Origin of the sequence: Paenirhizobium selenitireducens ATCC BAA-1503, assembly GCF_900492185.1 — a bacterium.
Classification (GTDB): domain Bacteria; phylum Pseudomonadota; class Alphaproteobacteria; order Rhizobiales; family Rhizobiaceae; genus Allorhizobium; species Allorhizobium selenitireducens_A.
Window position 1 is genome coordinate 1 of the sequence record NZ_UEYP01000011.1, and the last position, 13,643, is coordinate 13,643.

General features: G+C 65.4%; 13 protein-coding genes. 3 read left to right on the forward strand and 10 right to left on the reverse strand.

The features are described from left to right. Positions 1 to 84: 84 nt before the first annotated feature. The 7 genes from RHIZ70P_RS16600 to RHIZ70P_RS16630 form a co-directional block, all read right to left on the reverse strand. Entirely contained in the window at positions 85 to 915 is an 831-nt protein-coding gene (locus RHIZ70P_RS16600) for a GIY-YIG nuclease family protein (RefSeq protein ID WP_115671602.1), read from the reverse strand. A 218-nt stretch (positions 916 to 1,133) separates the two neighbouring features. After that, the gene (locus RHIZ70P_RS16605) at positions 1,134 to 1,451 is read right to left on the reverse strand and encodes a DNA-binding protein (protein ID WP_115671713.1); all 318 of its coding nucleotides are present in this window, start codon (positions 1,449 to 1,451) and stop codon (positions 1,134 to 1,136) included. Between the two features lie 71 nt (positions 1,452 to 1,522). Beyond that, the gene (locus RHIZ70P_RS16610) at positions 1,523 to 1,945 is read right to left on the reverse strand and encodes a type II toxin-antitoxin system VapC family toxin (RefSeq protein ID WP_235842259.1); all 423 of its coding nucleotides are present in this window, start codon (positions 1,943 to 1,945) and stop codon (positions 1,523 to 1,525) included. Positions 1,946 to 2,242: 297 nt separating this feature from the next. Further along, a complete protein-coding gene (locus RHIZ70P_RS16615; RefSeq protein ID WP_115671604.1) occupies positions 2,243 to 4,312 on the reverse strand; it encodes a hypothetical protein in 2,070 nt (689 codons plus the stop codon). Position 4,313: 1 nt separating this feature from the next. Beyond that, positions 4,314 to 7,121: a DUF4159 domain-containing protein gene (locus RHIZ70P_RS16620; RefSeq protein ID WP_115671605.1), complete on the reverse strand. Its 2,808-nt coding sequence runs from the start codon at positions 7,119 to 7,121 to the stop codon at positions 4,314 to 4,316. Further along, on the reverse strand, positions 7,118 to 8,038 hold the full coding sequence (locus RHIZ70P_RS16625) for a DUF58 domain-containing protein (protein ID WP_115671606.1): 921 nt from the start codon (positions 8,036 to 8,038) through the stop codon (positions 7,118 to 7,120). Before RHIZ70P_RS16625 ends, RHIZ70P_RS16620 begins: the two co-directional genes overlap by 4 nt. A gap of 23 nt (positions 8,039 to 8,061) precedes the next feature. Beyond that, on the reverse strand, positions 8,062 to 9,075 hold the full coding sequence (locus RHIZ70P_RS16630; protein ID WP_115671714.1) for an AAA family ATPase: 1,014 nt from the start codon (positions 9,073 to 9,075) through the stop codon (positions 8,062 to 8,064). A 160-nt stretch (positions 9,076 to 9,235) separates the two neighbouring features. Here RHIZ70P_RS16630 and RHIZ70P_RS16635 point away from each other — a divergent pair, with 160 nt between their 5' ends. From RHIZ70P_RS16635 to RHIZ70P_RS16645, 3 genes are read left to right on the forward strand one after another with little or no spacing between them, the layout of a single operon-like run. Continuing rightward, positions 9,236 to 9,859, forward strand: a complete 624-nt coding sequence (locus tag RHIZ70P_RS16635; RefSeq protein WP_115671607.1) for a DUF1285 domain-containing protein — start codon at positions 9,236 to 9,238, stop codon at positions 9,857 to 9,859. After that, entirely contained in the window at positions 9,856 to 10,488 is a 633-nt protein-coding gene (locus RHIZ70P_RS16640) for a CoA pyrophosphatase (RefSeq protein ID WP_115671608.1), read from the forward strand. The genes RHIZ70P_RS16635 and RHIZ70P_RS16640 overlap by 4 nt, the downstream gene beginning before the upstream one ends. Continuing rightward, positions 10,485 to 11,741 carry a CCA tRNA nucleotidyltransferase gene (locus tag RHIZ70P_RS16645; RefSeq protein ID WP_115671609.1) on the forward strand — a complete coding sequence of 419 codons (1,257 nt, stop codon included), beginning with the start codon at positions 10,485 to 10,487 and terminating at the stop codon, positions 11,739 to 11,741. Before RHIZ70P_RS16640 ends, RHIZ70P_RS16645 begins: the two co-directional genes overlap by 4 nt. A 118-nt stretch (positions 11,742 to 11,859) precedes the next feature. On the opposite strand, the gene RHIZ70P_RS16650 is transcribed toward RHIZ70P_RS16645, so the two are convergent. The 3 genes from RHIZ70P_RS16650 to hemF all read right to left on the reverse strand — a co-directional run bounded on the left by RHIZ70P_RS16650 (position 11,860) and on the right by hemF (position 13,513). Continuing rightward, on the reverse strand, positions 11,860 to 12,045 hold the full coding sequence (locus RHIZ70P_RS16650; protein WP_115671610.1) for a DUF1059 domain-containing protein: 186 nt from the start codon (positions 12,043 to 12,045) through the stop codon (positions 11,860 to 11,862). Between the two features lie 142 nt (positions 12,046 to 12,187). Continuing rightward, positions 12,188 to 12,460, reverse strand: coding sequence for a hypothetical protein (locus tag RHIZ70P_RS16655; RefSeq protein WP_115671611.1), 273 nt, complete (start codon positions 12,458 to 12,460; stop codon positions 12,188 to 12,190). A gap of 138 nt (positions 12,461 to 12,598) precedes the next feature. Further along, the gene (gene hemF / locus RHIZ70P_RS16660) at positions 12,599 to 13,513 is read right to left on the reverse strand and encodes an oxygen-dependent coproporphyrinogen oxidase (RefSeq protein ID WP_115671612.1); all 915 of its coding nucleotides are present in this window, start codon (positions 13,511 to 13,513) and stop codon (positions 12,599 to 12,601) included. Between the last annotated feature and the right edge of the window lie 130 nt (positions 13,514 to 13,643).

Here is a 13,643-nt window from a genome sequence, read left to right on the forward strand (position 1 = left end):
GGGTAGGGGGAATTGAGGTGGGTGTCGATGGGGGATTGACGCGCGTTAGGAGAGGGGCTGATAGCGTGACGGCTGCTCTTGCCCTCAGTTCCGATTTAGCCCCATCTCGCGGCTCTGCAACTTGTGCTTCCAGCGTGTCTCCAGTGTCGCCAAATCGTTGATCGTTGCCCCGCTTCCAACAGTCTCAAGGATCGAAATCTGATAATTGCTTGGGTCACGACTCCTCAGCCCGACGTTGCCGCCATGCCCCGTAATGAAGTATTCGCGCCATCGGCCCAAAAAACCATCTGTTCCAGATGCCATTCCGACGTATTGCTCGCGTGTCTTGGGGCACGTCAGCAGGTAAATGCCGCGCGTGGATGACAATGCCGCTGTCCAGGTCGCGGGCATGTTTTCGATATCAGAAAGGTTAAAAATGAGCGCCGAAAAGCCCGGAAAAGGAGGCTCGCCAAGGTTCTTGCGCAGTTCCAGAATCGGCTTCTGGACACTGTCGCCCCTCTGGATCCAAGAGCGGTAACCAGCGCCCCATTCGACCCAGAGTCGTCCAGCATACTCCGCCAGTTCAGGAAGGAGTCGGAGCTTATAGAAATGACAACTGCCGGCTTCCTCTATGCCTCCCGTGACAGGATGTTGCCTGTTCGCGGGAAGAACACCGACCAACTCCGCCGAATAGAGACCTACAAAAAGGGTCTCTCGATTTGGTGCGCCGACAAACGATGCCCAATAAGGAGCCCGCAAGCGCGCCTCGTCTCCAATCGCTTGCGTTTCCTGATATGCCTCGAAACGCTCGCGATAGTCGCGCCATAGCGCGTAAGGGGAGGGGTAACCAGTATGGCGATTGTCCTGATGCCGAAGCAGTCTTACGCTGCCTCGCCCTATTCCGGCGAGATCGAGAAGGTTACCGAATGATAACATGATCTTTTTCCGCTCGGCCCCAACAGTCTAAGCAAGCGGTTTTGGCATCGCCGGAGAAAAGCCCGCTTGTCATACTTTTCCAGAATACCGCCTCCTGCCGTTTCTGTCATGGCTCCGCTTGAGGTGGCGCCACATCATGAGCTTGAAACGGGGCATGGATGGGCGCCGAACCATGCAGATGCGATTCTGACTCGTTCGTGGCTCAGCCAGTTCTCGGCCTAGGACGCAGTGTGCGAGGTGGGCTTGTCGAGCGGTTGCGCGGACAAGCGCATGCCCATGCTGCGAAGCAGGGCGCTCAGGTTGCGTAGTTCCGAATTCCCTGTTTCCGAGAGGGTCCGATAGAGTTGCCTCGGGTTCAGTTCGGCCGACTTCGCGACGGCGGGCATCCCGCCGAAGGCCTTGGTCATCTGGCGAAGCGTCACCAGCAACTCACCCTGATCGCCGTCTGCCAGGATCGCGTCGAGCGTGGCAGCCGCCATCTGCGGATCATCTCGGAAGAGATCCGCCATCGCATCGTCATGGCTGCGGTCTTTCATCAACATCACTCCTTCATTCGGTGCGGCTGAGAGCGGTTTGCCGCTTGGGTGCAGGACTTTGGGAATAGATTTCAGCACACGATAACGCTGAAATACGGGGGCGAGGCGAGCCTCAGCATGACAGAATCCCGCGTAATGATGGCGATTTTCTTTACCCGCGCAGTTGCGATCAGATAGCAGTTACCTGGGTCCCTATGGCCCGTATCGGTCACCACCGCGGCTGCTTCGCAGGCAATTCTCTGGTGGATCGGCACGACGCGTGCCTTAGTCGCGGCCACGGCATCTGAAAACCATCGGGACGGCGATTGGGTGCCGAGGCTTGGCGGATCCTTGTGTGGCGGTTTGCGCGACGCGATTGACAATTCCCAAGCGGTGATCGGCGACACGTAAAGTGTGCCGTTAGTCTGATTGTCGGCGATTGCGATCAGAGCTTCTTCCGACAGCGTGCCTGCGGCCGTTATCAGCCAGTAAAGCGTGTGCGTATCGAGCAGCACGCCGGCCAAAGACTAGTCTTTCTTCGTGGGCCTATACGGATTGTCCGTATCGACTTCCAGTGCCTGCGCGGCGATTGGCTTCGTGAGGTCCAAGCCCTTCTTCAGAGGCAGTTGTGATGAACTCATCGAGTTTGCGCCGCGCACTTCGATGAAGCGGCCGCTATGAGAATCGCGGACCACCCATTTTCCGGTCGGTTCTTGCTTCAGCTCTGCTTTTGTCATTGGAATAAAATAGCGCAAAATTGCTGGCAGTGCCAGCGCTCAACATTTCAGCCACACCAGAACACCGCAAACGCCCTACCGCCCCTCGCGCCACCATGTCGCCGACATGGCCAGCAGCAGCACCGCCAATCCCGCAAAGCCGGCAAACAGCGGCAGGGTGTTCACGCCCTTCAGCACCGTTTCGTCGGTGAGGCGCACCAGCAGGCGGCGGTCGTCGGCGATGCGGACGTCGCCGCGGACGGGGAGGATGTCGGGGAGGCGCAGGCCGCCCTTGCCGTCGTCGAGGCGGGCGATCCTGCCGCGGGTCTCGGTGGCGATCGGTTTCAGCGTGTCGAGGGTCGAGACCATGGCCTTGAATTCGGGCGCGTCGACCGCGCCGACATGGACGAGGGTGGAGAATTCGCCGTTGGCAATGGTGAAGAGGCCGGTCTCGTCCATGCGCTTTTCGCCGCGATAGAGGCCGGGCGCGGTTTCGGTGAGCGCCAGCGTCTCGGTCTTGCCCGACGGCGTGCGGAGGGTGGCGGCACCCGGATCGCCGGCGATCGTCTGGCGGGTCACTTCCAGCGTGCGGCCGCTAGCGCGGGCCTTCAGCGCCTCTTCCTCGAGTTCCGGTTCCTTCATCAGCCAGTGGGCGATGCGGCGATAGAGCGAGACATGCGGGCCGCCGCCTTCGAAGCCGCGGGCCCAGAGCCAGCCCTGGTCGGACAGCAGCATGGCGACGCGGCCTTCCTCGGCGCGGTCGAGCACCAGAAGCGGGCGGCCGTCCGCGGCGGTCATGACGGTTTCGCCGCGCGGCGGGTCGACATCGACGCTGCGGAACCAGCGGCCCCATTGCGGCGGCTCGATGGCCGAGCCGTCAAGCCCGCGGGTGACGGGGTGGCGCTTGCCCTGGTCGGAGAGGCGCGGATAGAAGGCCGCCTCGTGCATGTTGCCCGTCGGGGCGGCGGGCAGCACGGAGGCGAGCGGGGTGATGGCGATGGAGTCCTCGCCGGCATGTTCCGGGCCGGCGGCGATCAGCAGGGCACCGCCCTTCTTCACGTATTCGGCGATGTAGTCGTAATAGAGGATCGGCAGCACGCCGCGGTGCTGGTAGCGATCGAAGATGATCAGGTCGAAATCGTTGATCTTCTCGACGAAGAGTTCGCGCGTCGGGAAGGCGATCAGCGACAGTTCGTTGATCGGCGTGCCGTCCTGCTTTTCCGGCGGGCGCAGAATGGTGAAATGGACCAGGTCAACCGCGGCATCGGATTTCAACAGGTTGCGCCAGGCGCGCTCGCCGGCATGGGGCTCGCCGGAGACCAGCAGCACGCGCAGGTTCTCGCGGATGCCCTCGATCAGGTGGATCGCCTTGTTGTTGACCTCGGTGACCTCGCCGGGCGTGGCGGAGACGGTAAATTCCAGCACGTTGTTGCCGCCGCGCGGCACCTTGAAGCCGAAGGGCGTCTCGACCCCGGGGGTGGCATTCAGCGTGGCGATCTCCTCGCCGTTCATGCGCACGGTGACGGTGGCCGGCGTATCGGTGCGGCGGCCGTCGTCGAAGACGCGTAAGCTCAGTTCCTGGTCCTCGTCGACGATGCCGAAGCGCGGCGCGCGCAGCACCTCGATGCGGCGGTCGAACTCGTCGGCCTTGCCGGTGACGAGGCCGTGGACGGGGGCATTGAAGCCAAGCGCCTGGCCGGCGGCGGGCGCGTCGTGGACCTGTCCGTCGGTGATGAAGACGGCGGCGCCGATGCGGGCCGGCGGCACATCGGAGATGGCCGAGGCCAGCGCCTCGAACAGGCGGGTCGAGGGCGCGTCGGAGGTGGCGGGATCGCGGACCTCGACGATGCGCGGCTCGATACGGGCAAAGCGCGACAGCCGATCCTTCAGGCCCTCGAGCGCCGCATCGGTCATGGCGATGCGCTCCGGCGTTTCCTGGCTCTGGCTGCGGTCGACGATGACCGGAACGACGGTGGAGAGCGCCTCGCGGTCCTCCTGCATCAGAAGCGGGTTGGCGAGGGCTGCCAGCACGGCTGCCGAGGCGAGCAGGCGAATGCCGGTGCCGCGCACGCCGCGGGCGAAACCCGCCGTGGCGAGGATAAGGGCCAGCACGGCGAGGGCCAGAAGGATGAACCAGGGAATGAAGGGAGCGAACTGGAGTGTCATGTCACTGCCCCAGCCGTTCGAGGAGGGCCGGCACATGCACCTGGTCGGCCTTGTAGTTGCCGGTCAGCATGTACATCATGATATTGACGCCGGAGCGGAAGGACATTTCGCGCTGCATCTCGTCCGGCGGCACGGTCGGCAGGACCGAGGCACCATTGGCATCGATCGCCCAGGCACCGAGAAGGTCGTTGCCGGTGATCAGGATCGGCGAGACGCCGTCGCCGGTGGAGGCGACGCCGCTGTTGGAGGTCCTGGCCTCCTGGCGCGCCTCGACCCAGAGCGGGCTGCCGGTGTAGCGGCCGGGAAAGCCGGACAAGAGATAGAAGGCGCGCGTCAGCACATGATCGGCCGGCACCGGTTCCAGCGGCGGAATATCGATATTGGCGAGGATCGCCTGAAGCCGCTCGCCGTTGGGGCTCGGGCCGTTGTCGCCGCCAAGCGCGGAGAACTGGTCGCGGGTATCGAACAATACGGTGCCGCCGGCGCGCATATAGGCGTCGATCCGGCTGATGGCGGCGGACGAGGGCATGGGGGCGGTCGCCGAGATCGGCCAGAAGATGATCGGGTAAAAGGACAGTTCGTCCTTGCTGATGTCGAGGCCGACGGGCGGGGCCGGCTCCAGCGTCGTGCGGTAGGTGAGGAAATCGGTGAGGCCGGCTAGGCCCCGTTCCGACAGGCGGTCGACCTCGGCCTCGCCGGTGACGACATAGGCGAGGTGAGTATTGTCGAGCCGCTCGAGGATGACGTCGTCACCCGGTTTTGCGTCGTCGGCCAAGGCGCGCTCGCTCGGAGCAAGAAGCAGGATAGCAGCAAATGCCAGAACGGAAGCGCTGGCGGTGCGGCGCGGTATGCGGGAAAAGGCGCCGCCCATGGACAGCACGACGAGGCTGTCGATGACCAGGAGGGCGAAGGCGATCGAGAGAAGCACCGGTTTCAAGGGTGTGGCCGCCGTGCCGGCCAGCGGCTCGCGGGCGATCGGCAGCGGGGCGGTGATGTCGAGCGGCTTCAGTTCGGCGCCGGCGGGCAGAAGGTTCAGCGCGGCAAAGCCGTCCTCGGTGCCGTAGAGGCCGGGAGGGTTGTCGAAGGTTGCGGATGCCGGCCGGGCAGGGCCGATGTCGAGCGGGCGGGCATTGCCGGGTTCAGCGGTCAACGCACCGCGCTCGGTCAAGAGGCGGAAGGGAGCGAGTGTCGCCTTGGCGGACGGATCGGTATTGGCGGCGGCGGTGCCGGCGCGCGACAACTGTACGACCCGGCGCAGCATTTCGACGAATTCGCCGGAGATCGGCAGGTCCGACCAGGTCGCCTCGGCGCTAACGTGGAAGAGCACGGTGCGGCCGGCGCCGTTTTCCCGAACGGTGACGAGCGGCGTGCCGTCGGCAAGGCTCGCCCAGGTGCGTTCGGCAAGATCCGGGGTCGGTTCGGCCAGCACCTGGCGCTTGATCAGCACGCCCTCCGGCCTCGGCATGCCGGCAAAGGGGCCGAATTTCGGGAAGTCGGCAAGCGGCTGCGGCTCGGCCCAGGAAAGCGCGCCGCCGAGTTCGCGTTCACCCTGGCGCAGGATGACCGGCACCAGCGGATCGCCAACCGGGGCGGCGGCAAGACGAGGTCCGGCAAAGCGGATGAGTGTGCCGCCATCGGCTATCCAGGACTGCAGCGGTTCGTACACTGCTTCCGGCAGGCGGCCGATATCGGCCAGCACGATGGCCGATGGCTTCTGCGCGAGGATTTCGGGCAAGGAGACGGCGAGATCGGCGACGCCGGGCTTGATCAGGTCGGCATAGGGCGCGATCGCCCGTTCGATATAATAGAGCGGCGAAAGCAGCGGCTGGAAAGCGTCTCCCGTGTCGCCCGAGATCAGCGCGACGCGGCGGCGGCGGAAGCCGTCGTCGAGCAGGTGCGTCGCGCCCGCCGTGGCAAGACCGGCGATCGACAGGCGGGCAAAGTCGTTGCGCAGTTCGAAGGGGGCGACGACCTGGCCGCTGGCCACGGTTGCGCCGGGGGCGAAGTCGACATTGCCCGACGCGATGACGCGGCCCTGGCGGTCCTGGGCGTCGACGATCAGGCTCCGGGCGGCGCTGCCGTCGAGGCGCGACAGGGTGACGGTCAGCGCGTCGGCGCCGTTCGATGCGCCGGTGATGGCGGTCGCGGCGGCGTTGTCGCCTTGGATCAGGCGGAACTGGGCCGGCTGGAGCGCGGAAAGCTCCGTCATCAGGCGTTCCTCGTCATCGACGGCGATGCCATCGGCTAACACCGCCAGCGTGCCCGGGGGCGTGCCGTCAAGGGCTGCCTTCAGGGCGTCGAGTGCGCGGGCGCGCTCCGGGCGTAGCGGCTTCGGGCTTGCGGCGCGCAGTTTCTCCAGCGCGGCTGCGGCGCCGGTCGGCACGGCGTCGTGGCTGGCATCGGCGGTGAAGACGATCGACACCGGCAGGTCGCGATCGTCCGCATCGCCGATCAGCGCTTCTGCGGTTGCGACGCGGCGCTCCCAGTCGGCGACGGTTGCCCAGCCATTGTCGACGACCAGCACCAGCGGTCCGTCGGTCGACAGCGAAGCATTGCGTGGGTTGAGCACCGGATCGGCCAGGGCGAAGATCACCAGGGCCGCCAGCATCATGCGCAGCAGCGTCAGCCACCACGGGCTCTTCGACGGCGTCTCGTCGCGTTTCAGGACGCCGGCGAGAATGCGCAGCGGCGGGAATATTTCGGTCTTCGGGCGCGGCGGGGTGAGTTTCAGCAGCCACCAGATCAGCGGCAGGGCGGCGAGCGCAATCAGCACGGCGGGGGTGGCGAAGGCAAGCGGCAGGGCGTTCATGGCGCAACGCTCCGGCTGGTAAGCGGCGGGGTGCCGGAGAGATACATGTGGACCGCGACCAGTGCTTCGGAAGCGAGGCGGTCGGTCGAATGGTGGACGAAGCTCCAGCCGAGGCGGCGAAGCTGTTCGCCGAGATTTTCGCGGCGGGCGAGATAGGCGCGGCGATAATCGTCGCGCAGGCCCTCGGCGCGGCCGGAGATGAGCTTCTCTCCGGTCTCCGGATCGGTGAATTCGGTACGGCCGGCATAGGGGAAGCTATCCTCGGCCGGATCTGCGATCTCGACCAGATGGCCGCGCAGGCCGCGGCGGGCGAGCGGCGCGATCTTCTCCATGATCGCGTCGGCATCGTCGAGGAAGTCGCCGATCAACACGATATCGCTGGAGCCGCGGATCATCGTCGTGTCCGGCAGGCCATTGATCAGCGGCGTATGCAGAATGGCCGTCGCCAGGCGTTCGGCGGCGTTGCGGGCCGATACCGGCTCCATCACGCCCGGGCAGCCGATGCGCTCGCCGGAGCGGGCGAGGATTTCAGCGAGCGCCAGCATCAGCACCAGCGCGCGGCTTTCCTTCGAGACCGGGGCCAGCGTCGACTTGTACATCATCGACGGCGAGAGATCGGCCCAGAGCCAGACGGTGTGGGCGGCCTCCCATTCGCGGTCGCGGATATAGGTGTGGTCGTCACGGGCGGAGCGGCGCCAGTCGATGCGGGCAAAGCTTTCGCCTTCGGAATAGGGGCGGAACTGCCAGAAATTCTCGCCGATGCCGCGTTTGCGCCGACCGTGCCAGCCGGCGATCACCGTATTGGCGATGCGGTGGGCCTCGACCATGCAATCGGGCACGAGGCTGGCGCGCTGGCGGGCGCGGGTCAGCGCGTCTCCGGCGGAGGTCTGCTCGACGATCTGGCCGATGGCTGCCACGTGTCCGCGATCCTTCCGGGTTTCTAGCTGCGCGCCTGCTTCACCAGTCCGGCGATCACGTCGCGCACCGACATACCCTCGGCGCGAGCGGCGAAGGTGAGCGCCATGCGGTGTTCGAGAACCGGCTCGGCGAGTGCATGAACGTCGTCGAGCGAGGGGGCGAGGCGGCCTTCATAGAGTGCGCGGGCACGCGCACAGAGCATCAGCGCCTGGCCGGCACGGGGGCCCGGACCCCAGGCGACCGCCTTGTCGGTTTCGGCATTGCCGTGGCCGGGGCGCGCGGAGCGCACCAGCGACAGGATGCCGTCGACAACGCCGTCCGAGACCGGCATCTGGCGGATCAGCTTCTGGATCTCGATCAGCCGTTCGGCGGAGAGCACACCGACCGCCTTCTGGTCGCTGATGCCGGTCGTCTCCAAGAGGATCTGACGTTCGGCGGCGAGTTCCGGATAACCGACATCGACCTGCAGCAGGAAGCGGTCGAGCTGGGCCTCGGGCAGGGGATAGGTGCCTTCCTGCTCCAGCGGGTTCTGGGTCGCAAGCACGTGGAAGGGGGCGGGCAGGTCATAGGGCCGCCCGGCGATTGTCACCTGGTACTCCTGCATCGACTGGAGCAACGCAGACTGGGTGCGGGGACTGGCGCGGTTGATCTCGTCGGCCATCAGCAACTGGGCGAAGACCGGTCCCTTGACGAAGCGGAAGGAGCGTCGGCCGTTTTCGTCCTGATCCATCACCTCGGTGCCGAGAATGTCGGAGGGCATCAGGTCGGGGGTGAACTGGATGCGGCTGGCGTCTAGCCCGAGGACGGTCCCGAGCGTGTTGACCAGCTTGGTCTTGGCAAGGCCCGGCACGCCGACCAGCAGAGCATGGCCGCCGGAGAGGATGGCGAGCAGGGTGTTCTCGACCACCTTTTCCTGGCCGAAGATCACCCTGGAAACCGCCTGGCGCACCGAGGCGATGTCGGCCAGCGCCTTTTCGGCGGCCTCGATGATGGCCTTTTCGTCGGGGGCGGCATCCGGGGTTGGCATCAGGCCCATGGTCTTCTCCATCTGGTTTCGCCGGCGCGGCCGAATCGGAACTAGTCTTCCCGGTGACGGCACATGCAACTAACTTATTCCCCAAAGGGCGGCTGACAAGCGCGTTTCGAATGACTATCTCGTGACATAGCACTGATTAGGCACCAACCGGGACGCAAAGATGGCAGGCGACACCTTGAAGGCGACGACGGATGCGGCGGGATTGGCGGCGATGATTTCGCGCGCGGCCGCACAGACGGCCGGCGGCAAGCCGAGCCTGCCGCCCGTGGAGCGCTGGGAACCGCCCTTTTGCGGCGATATCGACATGGAGATCCGTGCCGACGGGACCTGGTTTTACATGGGCACGCCGATCGGCCGAGCGCCGCTGGTCAGGCTGTTCTCGACGGTGCTGCGCAAGGACGAGGACGGCAAGACCTATCTCGTCACGCCTGTGGAGAAAGTCGGCATCCGCGTCGAGGATGCGCCCTTTCTCGCCGTCGAGATGAGCGTTACCGAGCGCGACGGCGACAAGGTCATGACCTTCCGCACCAATGTCGGCGACGTGGTCGAGGCCGGGCCGGGCCATGCGCTGCGCTTTGTCGTGCATGGCGAGAACCATGAGCTGAAGCCCTATCTGCATGTGCGTGGGCGGCTGGAGGCTCTGGTGTCGCGCGCCGTCATGTATGACCTTGTGGAGCAGGGCGAGACGGTGGAGATCGACGAGGTCGAGATGTTCGCGGTCCGCTCTGGCGGGGCGATATTTCCGGTCATGCCGGCGGCAGAACTCGACCGGCTGGCGCAATGAGCCTCGACATCTATTCCGCCGCCGACTTCCGCCACCGGGCGCTGAACCAGATCGGCGCGCCGATCGAGCATGCCTGGCGCGATCACGGCGACCATGTGCTCAATCCGCAGAGCTTGCTCGAGGTCGAGGGGCTGAAGCTCAAGGACGCCGCCGTTCTGGTGCCGGTGGTCGACGATCCGGACGGGGCGAAGGTAATCCTCACCCAGCGCACGGCGACGCTGCGAAAACATTCCGGCCAGGTCGCCTTTCCCGGCGGCGGCATCGACGAGGGCGATCTGTCGCCGGAGGTAGCGGCATTGCGCGAGGCGAGAGAAGAGATCGGGCTTGATCCGTCCTTCGTCGAGACGGTCGGACGGCTGCCGCAATACCTGTCCGGCACGGGCTTTCGCATCGTGCCGGTGCTCTCGGTGGTCCGGCGCGGCTTCGTCATCGAGCCCAATCCCGACGAGGTGGATGCAGTGTTCGAAGTGCCGCTGTCCTTCCTCATGAATCCGGACAATCACCAGCGCGACAGCCGGACCTGGCAGGGGATCGTCCGGCATTTCTACGTGATGCCCTATGGCGAGCGCCAAATCTGGGGCATTACCGCCGGGATCATCCGCACGCTTTATGAAAGGCTCTATGCATGACCAACCTGTCGAACGAGACCTGGTTCACCGACCCGGCATTGCAGCGGTTGTTTGCGCTGCTCAATGCCGACGGCGGCGAGGCGCGGGTGGCCGGCGGGGCGGTGCGCAACAGCCTGATGGGGCTGCCGGTCGCCGACATCGACCTTGCCACCACGCTTCCTCCCGAGACGGTGATGGAGCGGGCCAAGGCTGCCGGCATCAAGGCGGTGCCGACTGGGATCGACCACGGCACGGTGACGCTGGTGCTTGACGGCAAGGGCTTCGAGGTGACCACGCTTCGCCGCGACGTCGAGACAGACGGCCGCCGTGCCAAGGTGGCTTTCGGCGAGGACTGGCAGGAGGACGCCGAGCGGCGCGATCTGACGATCAACGCGCTCTATGTCGGGGCGGACGGCGAGGTCATCGACCTCATCGGCGGACTGCCGGATGTCGAGACGAAGACGGTGCGCTTCATCGGCGACGCCGACACGCGGATCGCCGAGGACTATCTGCGCGTCCTGCGCTTCTTCCGTTTCTTTGCCCATTACGGCGGCGGCCGTCCCGATCCGGCGGGCCTCAAGGCGTGTTCGCGGGCGAAGGACAAGCTCTCGACGCTTTCGGCGGAGCGGGTCTGGGCGGAGACCAAGAAGCTTCTCGCAGCCAGCGATCCGGGCCGCGCGCTGTTGTGGATGCGCCAATCCGGCGTGCTCGGGGCCATCCTGCCCGAAACCGAAAAGTGGGGGATCGACGCCATCCCGGCCTTGGTCGCCGCCGAGCAGGCGCTCGGATGGGAGCCGGAGCCGATGCTGCGGCTTGCCGCAATCGTGCCCAAGGACGCCGAGCGGCTGGCGGCCCTTGCGCAACGCCTGCGCCTGTCGAACGCCGAGGCCGCTTTCCTCGATCGCTTTGCCAGGGCGCCGAAACCGAACGGCGAGGTGACGGATGCGGCCTTCGACCGGGAACTCTATCGCCTTGGCAAGGACGGCGTGATCGCTTCGCTGAAGATCGATCTGGCGCAGGCCCGTGCCCAAGCCGGGGTCGATCCGAAGGCGATGACGAAGACCGGGCGGCTGTCGGCGCTTCTGGCACGGGCGGAGAAATTCGAGCGGCCGGTCTTTCCCTTGAGCGGCGCGGATGTGCTGGCGGCGGGGCTGGCGCCGGGCCCCAAGGTCGGCGAGGCCTTGAAACAGCTCGAGGAGACGTGGATCGGCTCCAACTTTTCCTTCGACCGGGCGAAACTGCTCGCCCGGCTCGATGATCTCATCAGGAACTGATTCAAGTCGTTGCGAAAGAGAGTCTCTTTCTGCCTCTATGGTCTTGAATTGAAGCCGTATTTCCGGTTCGTGCCGGCTCCTGATCGATTGTCCGGCACGCGCCGGATGCAGCGCTTTTTCAGGCGGCCTGCGCCTGATCGGTGATCCGCACCTTGATATTGTCGACCATGGTTTCGCGGATGACCGTCTCGCCGTGCGCTGTACGCATGTGTTCGACGGCGCGGCGGACGACCTCGGCCTCCTCTTCGGCGCGGGTGTGCCAAGGGCAGCCCGGAACCAGTGAACCGCATTCAAACTGCTTCATGTCGCATCTCCTCTTCGACTGGGTTCAACAGCTGGGAACATATCATGAAACGCCAGTTGGGCCAAGCGGAACACGCCAAGCGTGCAGCGGCGACGCTTGGCGTCGGCTTTTTTCACGCTGTTGCAGTCGGCTCCGAGGCTGCCTATTCCGGCATGGCCCAAGCGCGGAACACCGAGCCGCTGACTTGCGGCGGAGGTCGGCGCGAAGCGCCCTCGACATGATTGGCGGCGGCGAGATCCGCCAGATCGCGGCCGGCCAGCCCAAGGCGGACCTGCTCGACGAAATAGGCGTGAGGCAGGTCGACGTCACTCGTCGCCCTCAGTTTTTCGGCAAGACGGTCGATGAGTTCGGGCTTGTCGAATGCCAGACGGCTGGTGGTGGATTGCTGGGGTGGAATGCTGCTCTGATATGCCATCGCACTTCTCCTCCATGAAATCACCGGAAGGATAACACGAGGGCAGGCCGATCCAAATGCAATTTTATGTCGCATGCGCGCAAGCGACAAGCCGCGCCTGGCTGTCGCCGGCGGGGCGAGACGGGCAAGGTGTCCCGATCAGGGCCAGCGAACCACAGGCGGCATGGACGACAGGATGGACTCGACGTTGCCGCCGGTCTTCAGGCCGAAGATCGTGCCGCGATCGTAGAGCAGATTGAACTCCACATACCGGCCACGGCGCACGAGCTGTTCGTCGCGATCCTGCTCGGTCCAGGGCTGGTTGAAATTTCCCCGGACGATCTTCGGATAGACCAGGTTGAAGGCCCGTCCCACGTCCTGGACGAAGGCGAAGTCCGCCGCCCAGCCGCCGACTTCCTCGGTGGAATGCAGCCAGTCGAAGAAAATGCCGCCAATGCCGCGGGCTTCGTTGCGGTGGGGCAGGAAGAAGTATTCGTCGCACCAGGCCTTGTATTTCGGATAATCCGCGACCTTGGCATGGCGGTCGCAGGCGATTTCCATGGCACGGTGGAACACGCGGCTGTCCGGGTCTTCCTGGGTGCGGCGCCGGTCGAGCACCGGGGTCAGGTCGGCGCCGCCGCCGAACCACTGGCTGGTGGTGACCACCATGCGGGTATTCATGTGCACGGCGGGCACGTTCGGATTGACCGGATGGGCGATCAACGAGATGCCGGAAGCCCAGAAACGCGGGTCCTCCTCGGCGCCTGGCATGGTCTTGCGGAACTCGGGGGAGAATTCGCCATGCACGGTGGAGGTGTGCACGCCGACCTTTTCGAAGACGCGACCCTCCATCATCGACATGCGGCCGCCACCGCCATCGCCATTGTCGCGTAGCCAGTCCTTGGCCGTGAAGCGGCCGGGCGCCTGGTCGGAAAGCGGGCCTGAAAGCTCGTCCTCCAGCGTTTCAAAAGAGGCGCAAATCGTATCGCGCAGGCTCTCGAACCAGGCGCGTGCCGCCAGCTTCTTGTCCTCGATATCGTCTGGCAGGCCTTTCGGCAGATCAGGTCTTTGCATGGCTTCCCCCGGGGCATCCGCCCCTGCTTGGCGACTCGGCGCCTATCCCTATCCCGGAATTAACAGGACGTCCGGTCCACGGCCAGTCCGCGCTCACGCATTCGTTGAGAATCGACTCGCAAAACGGACC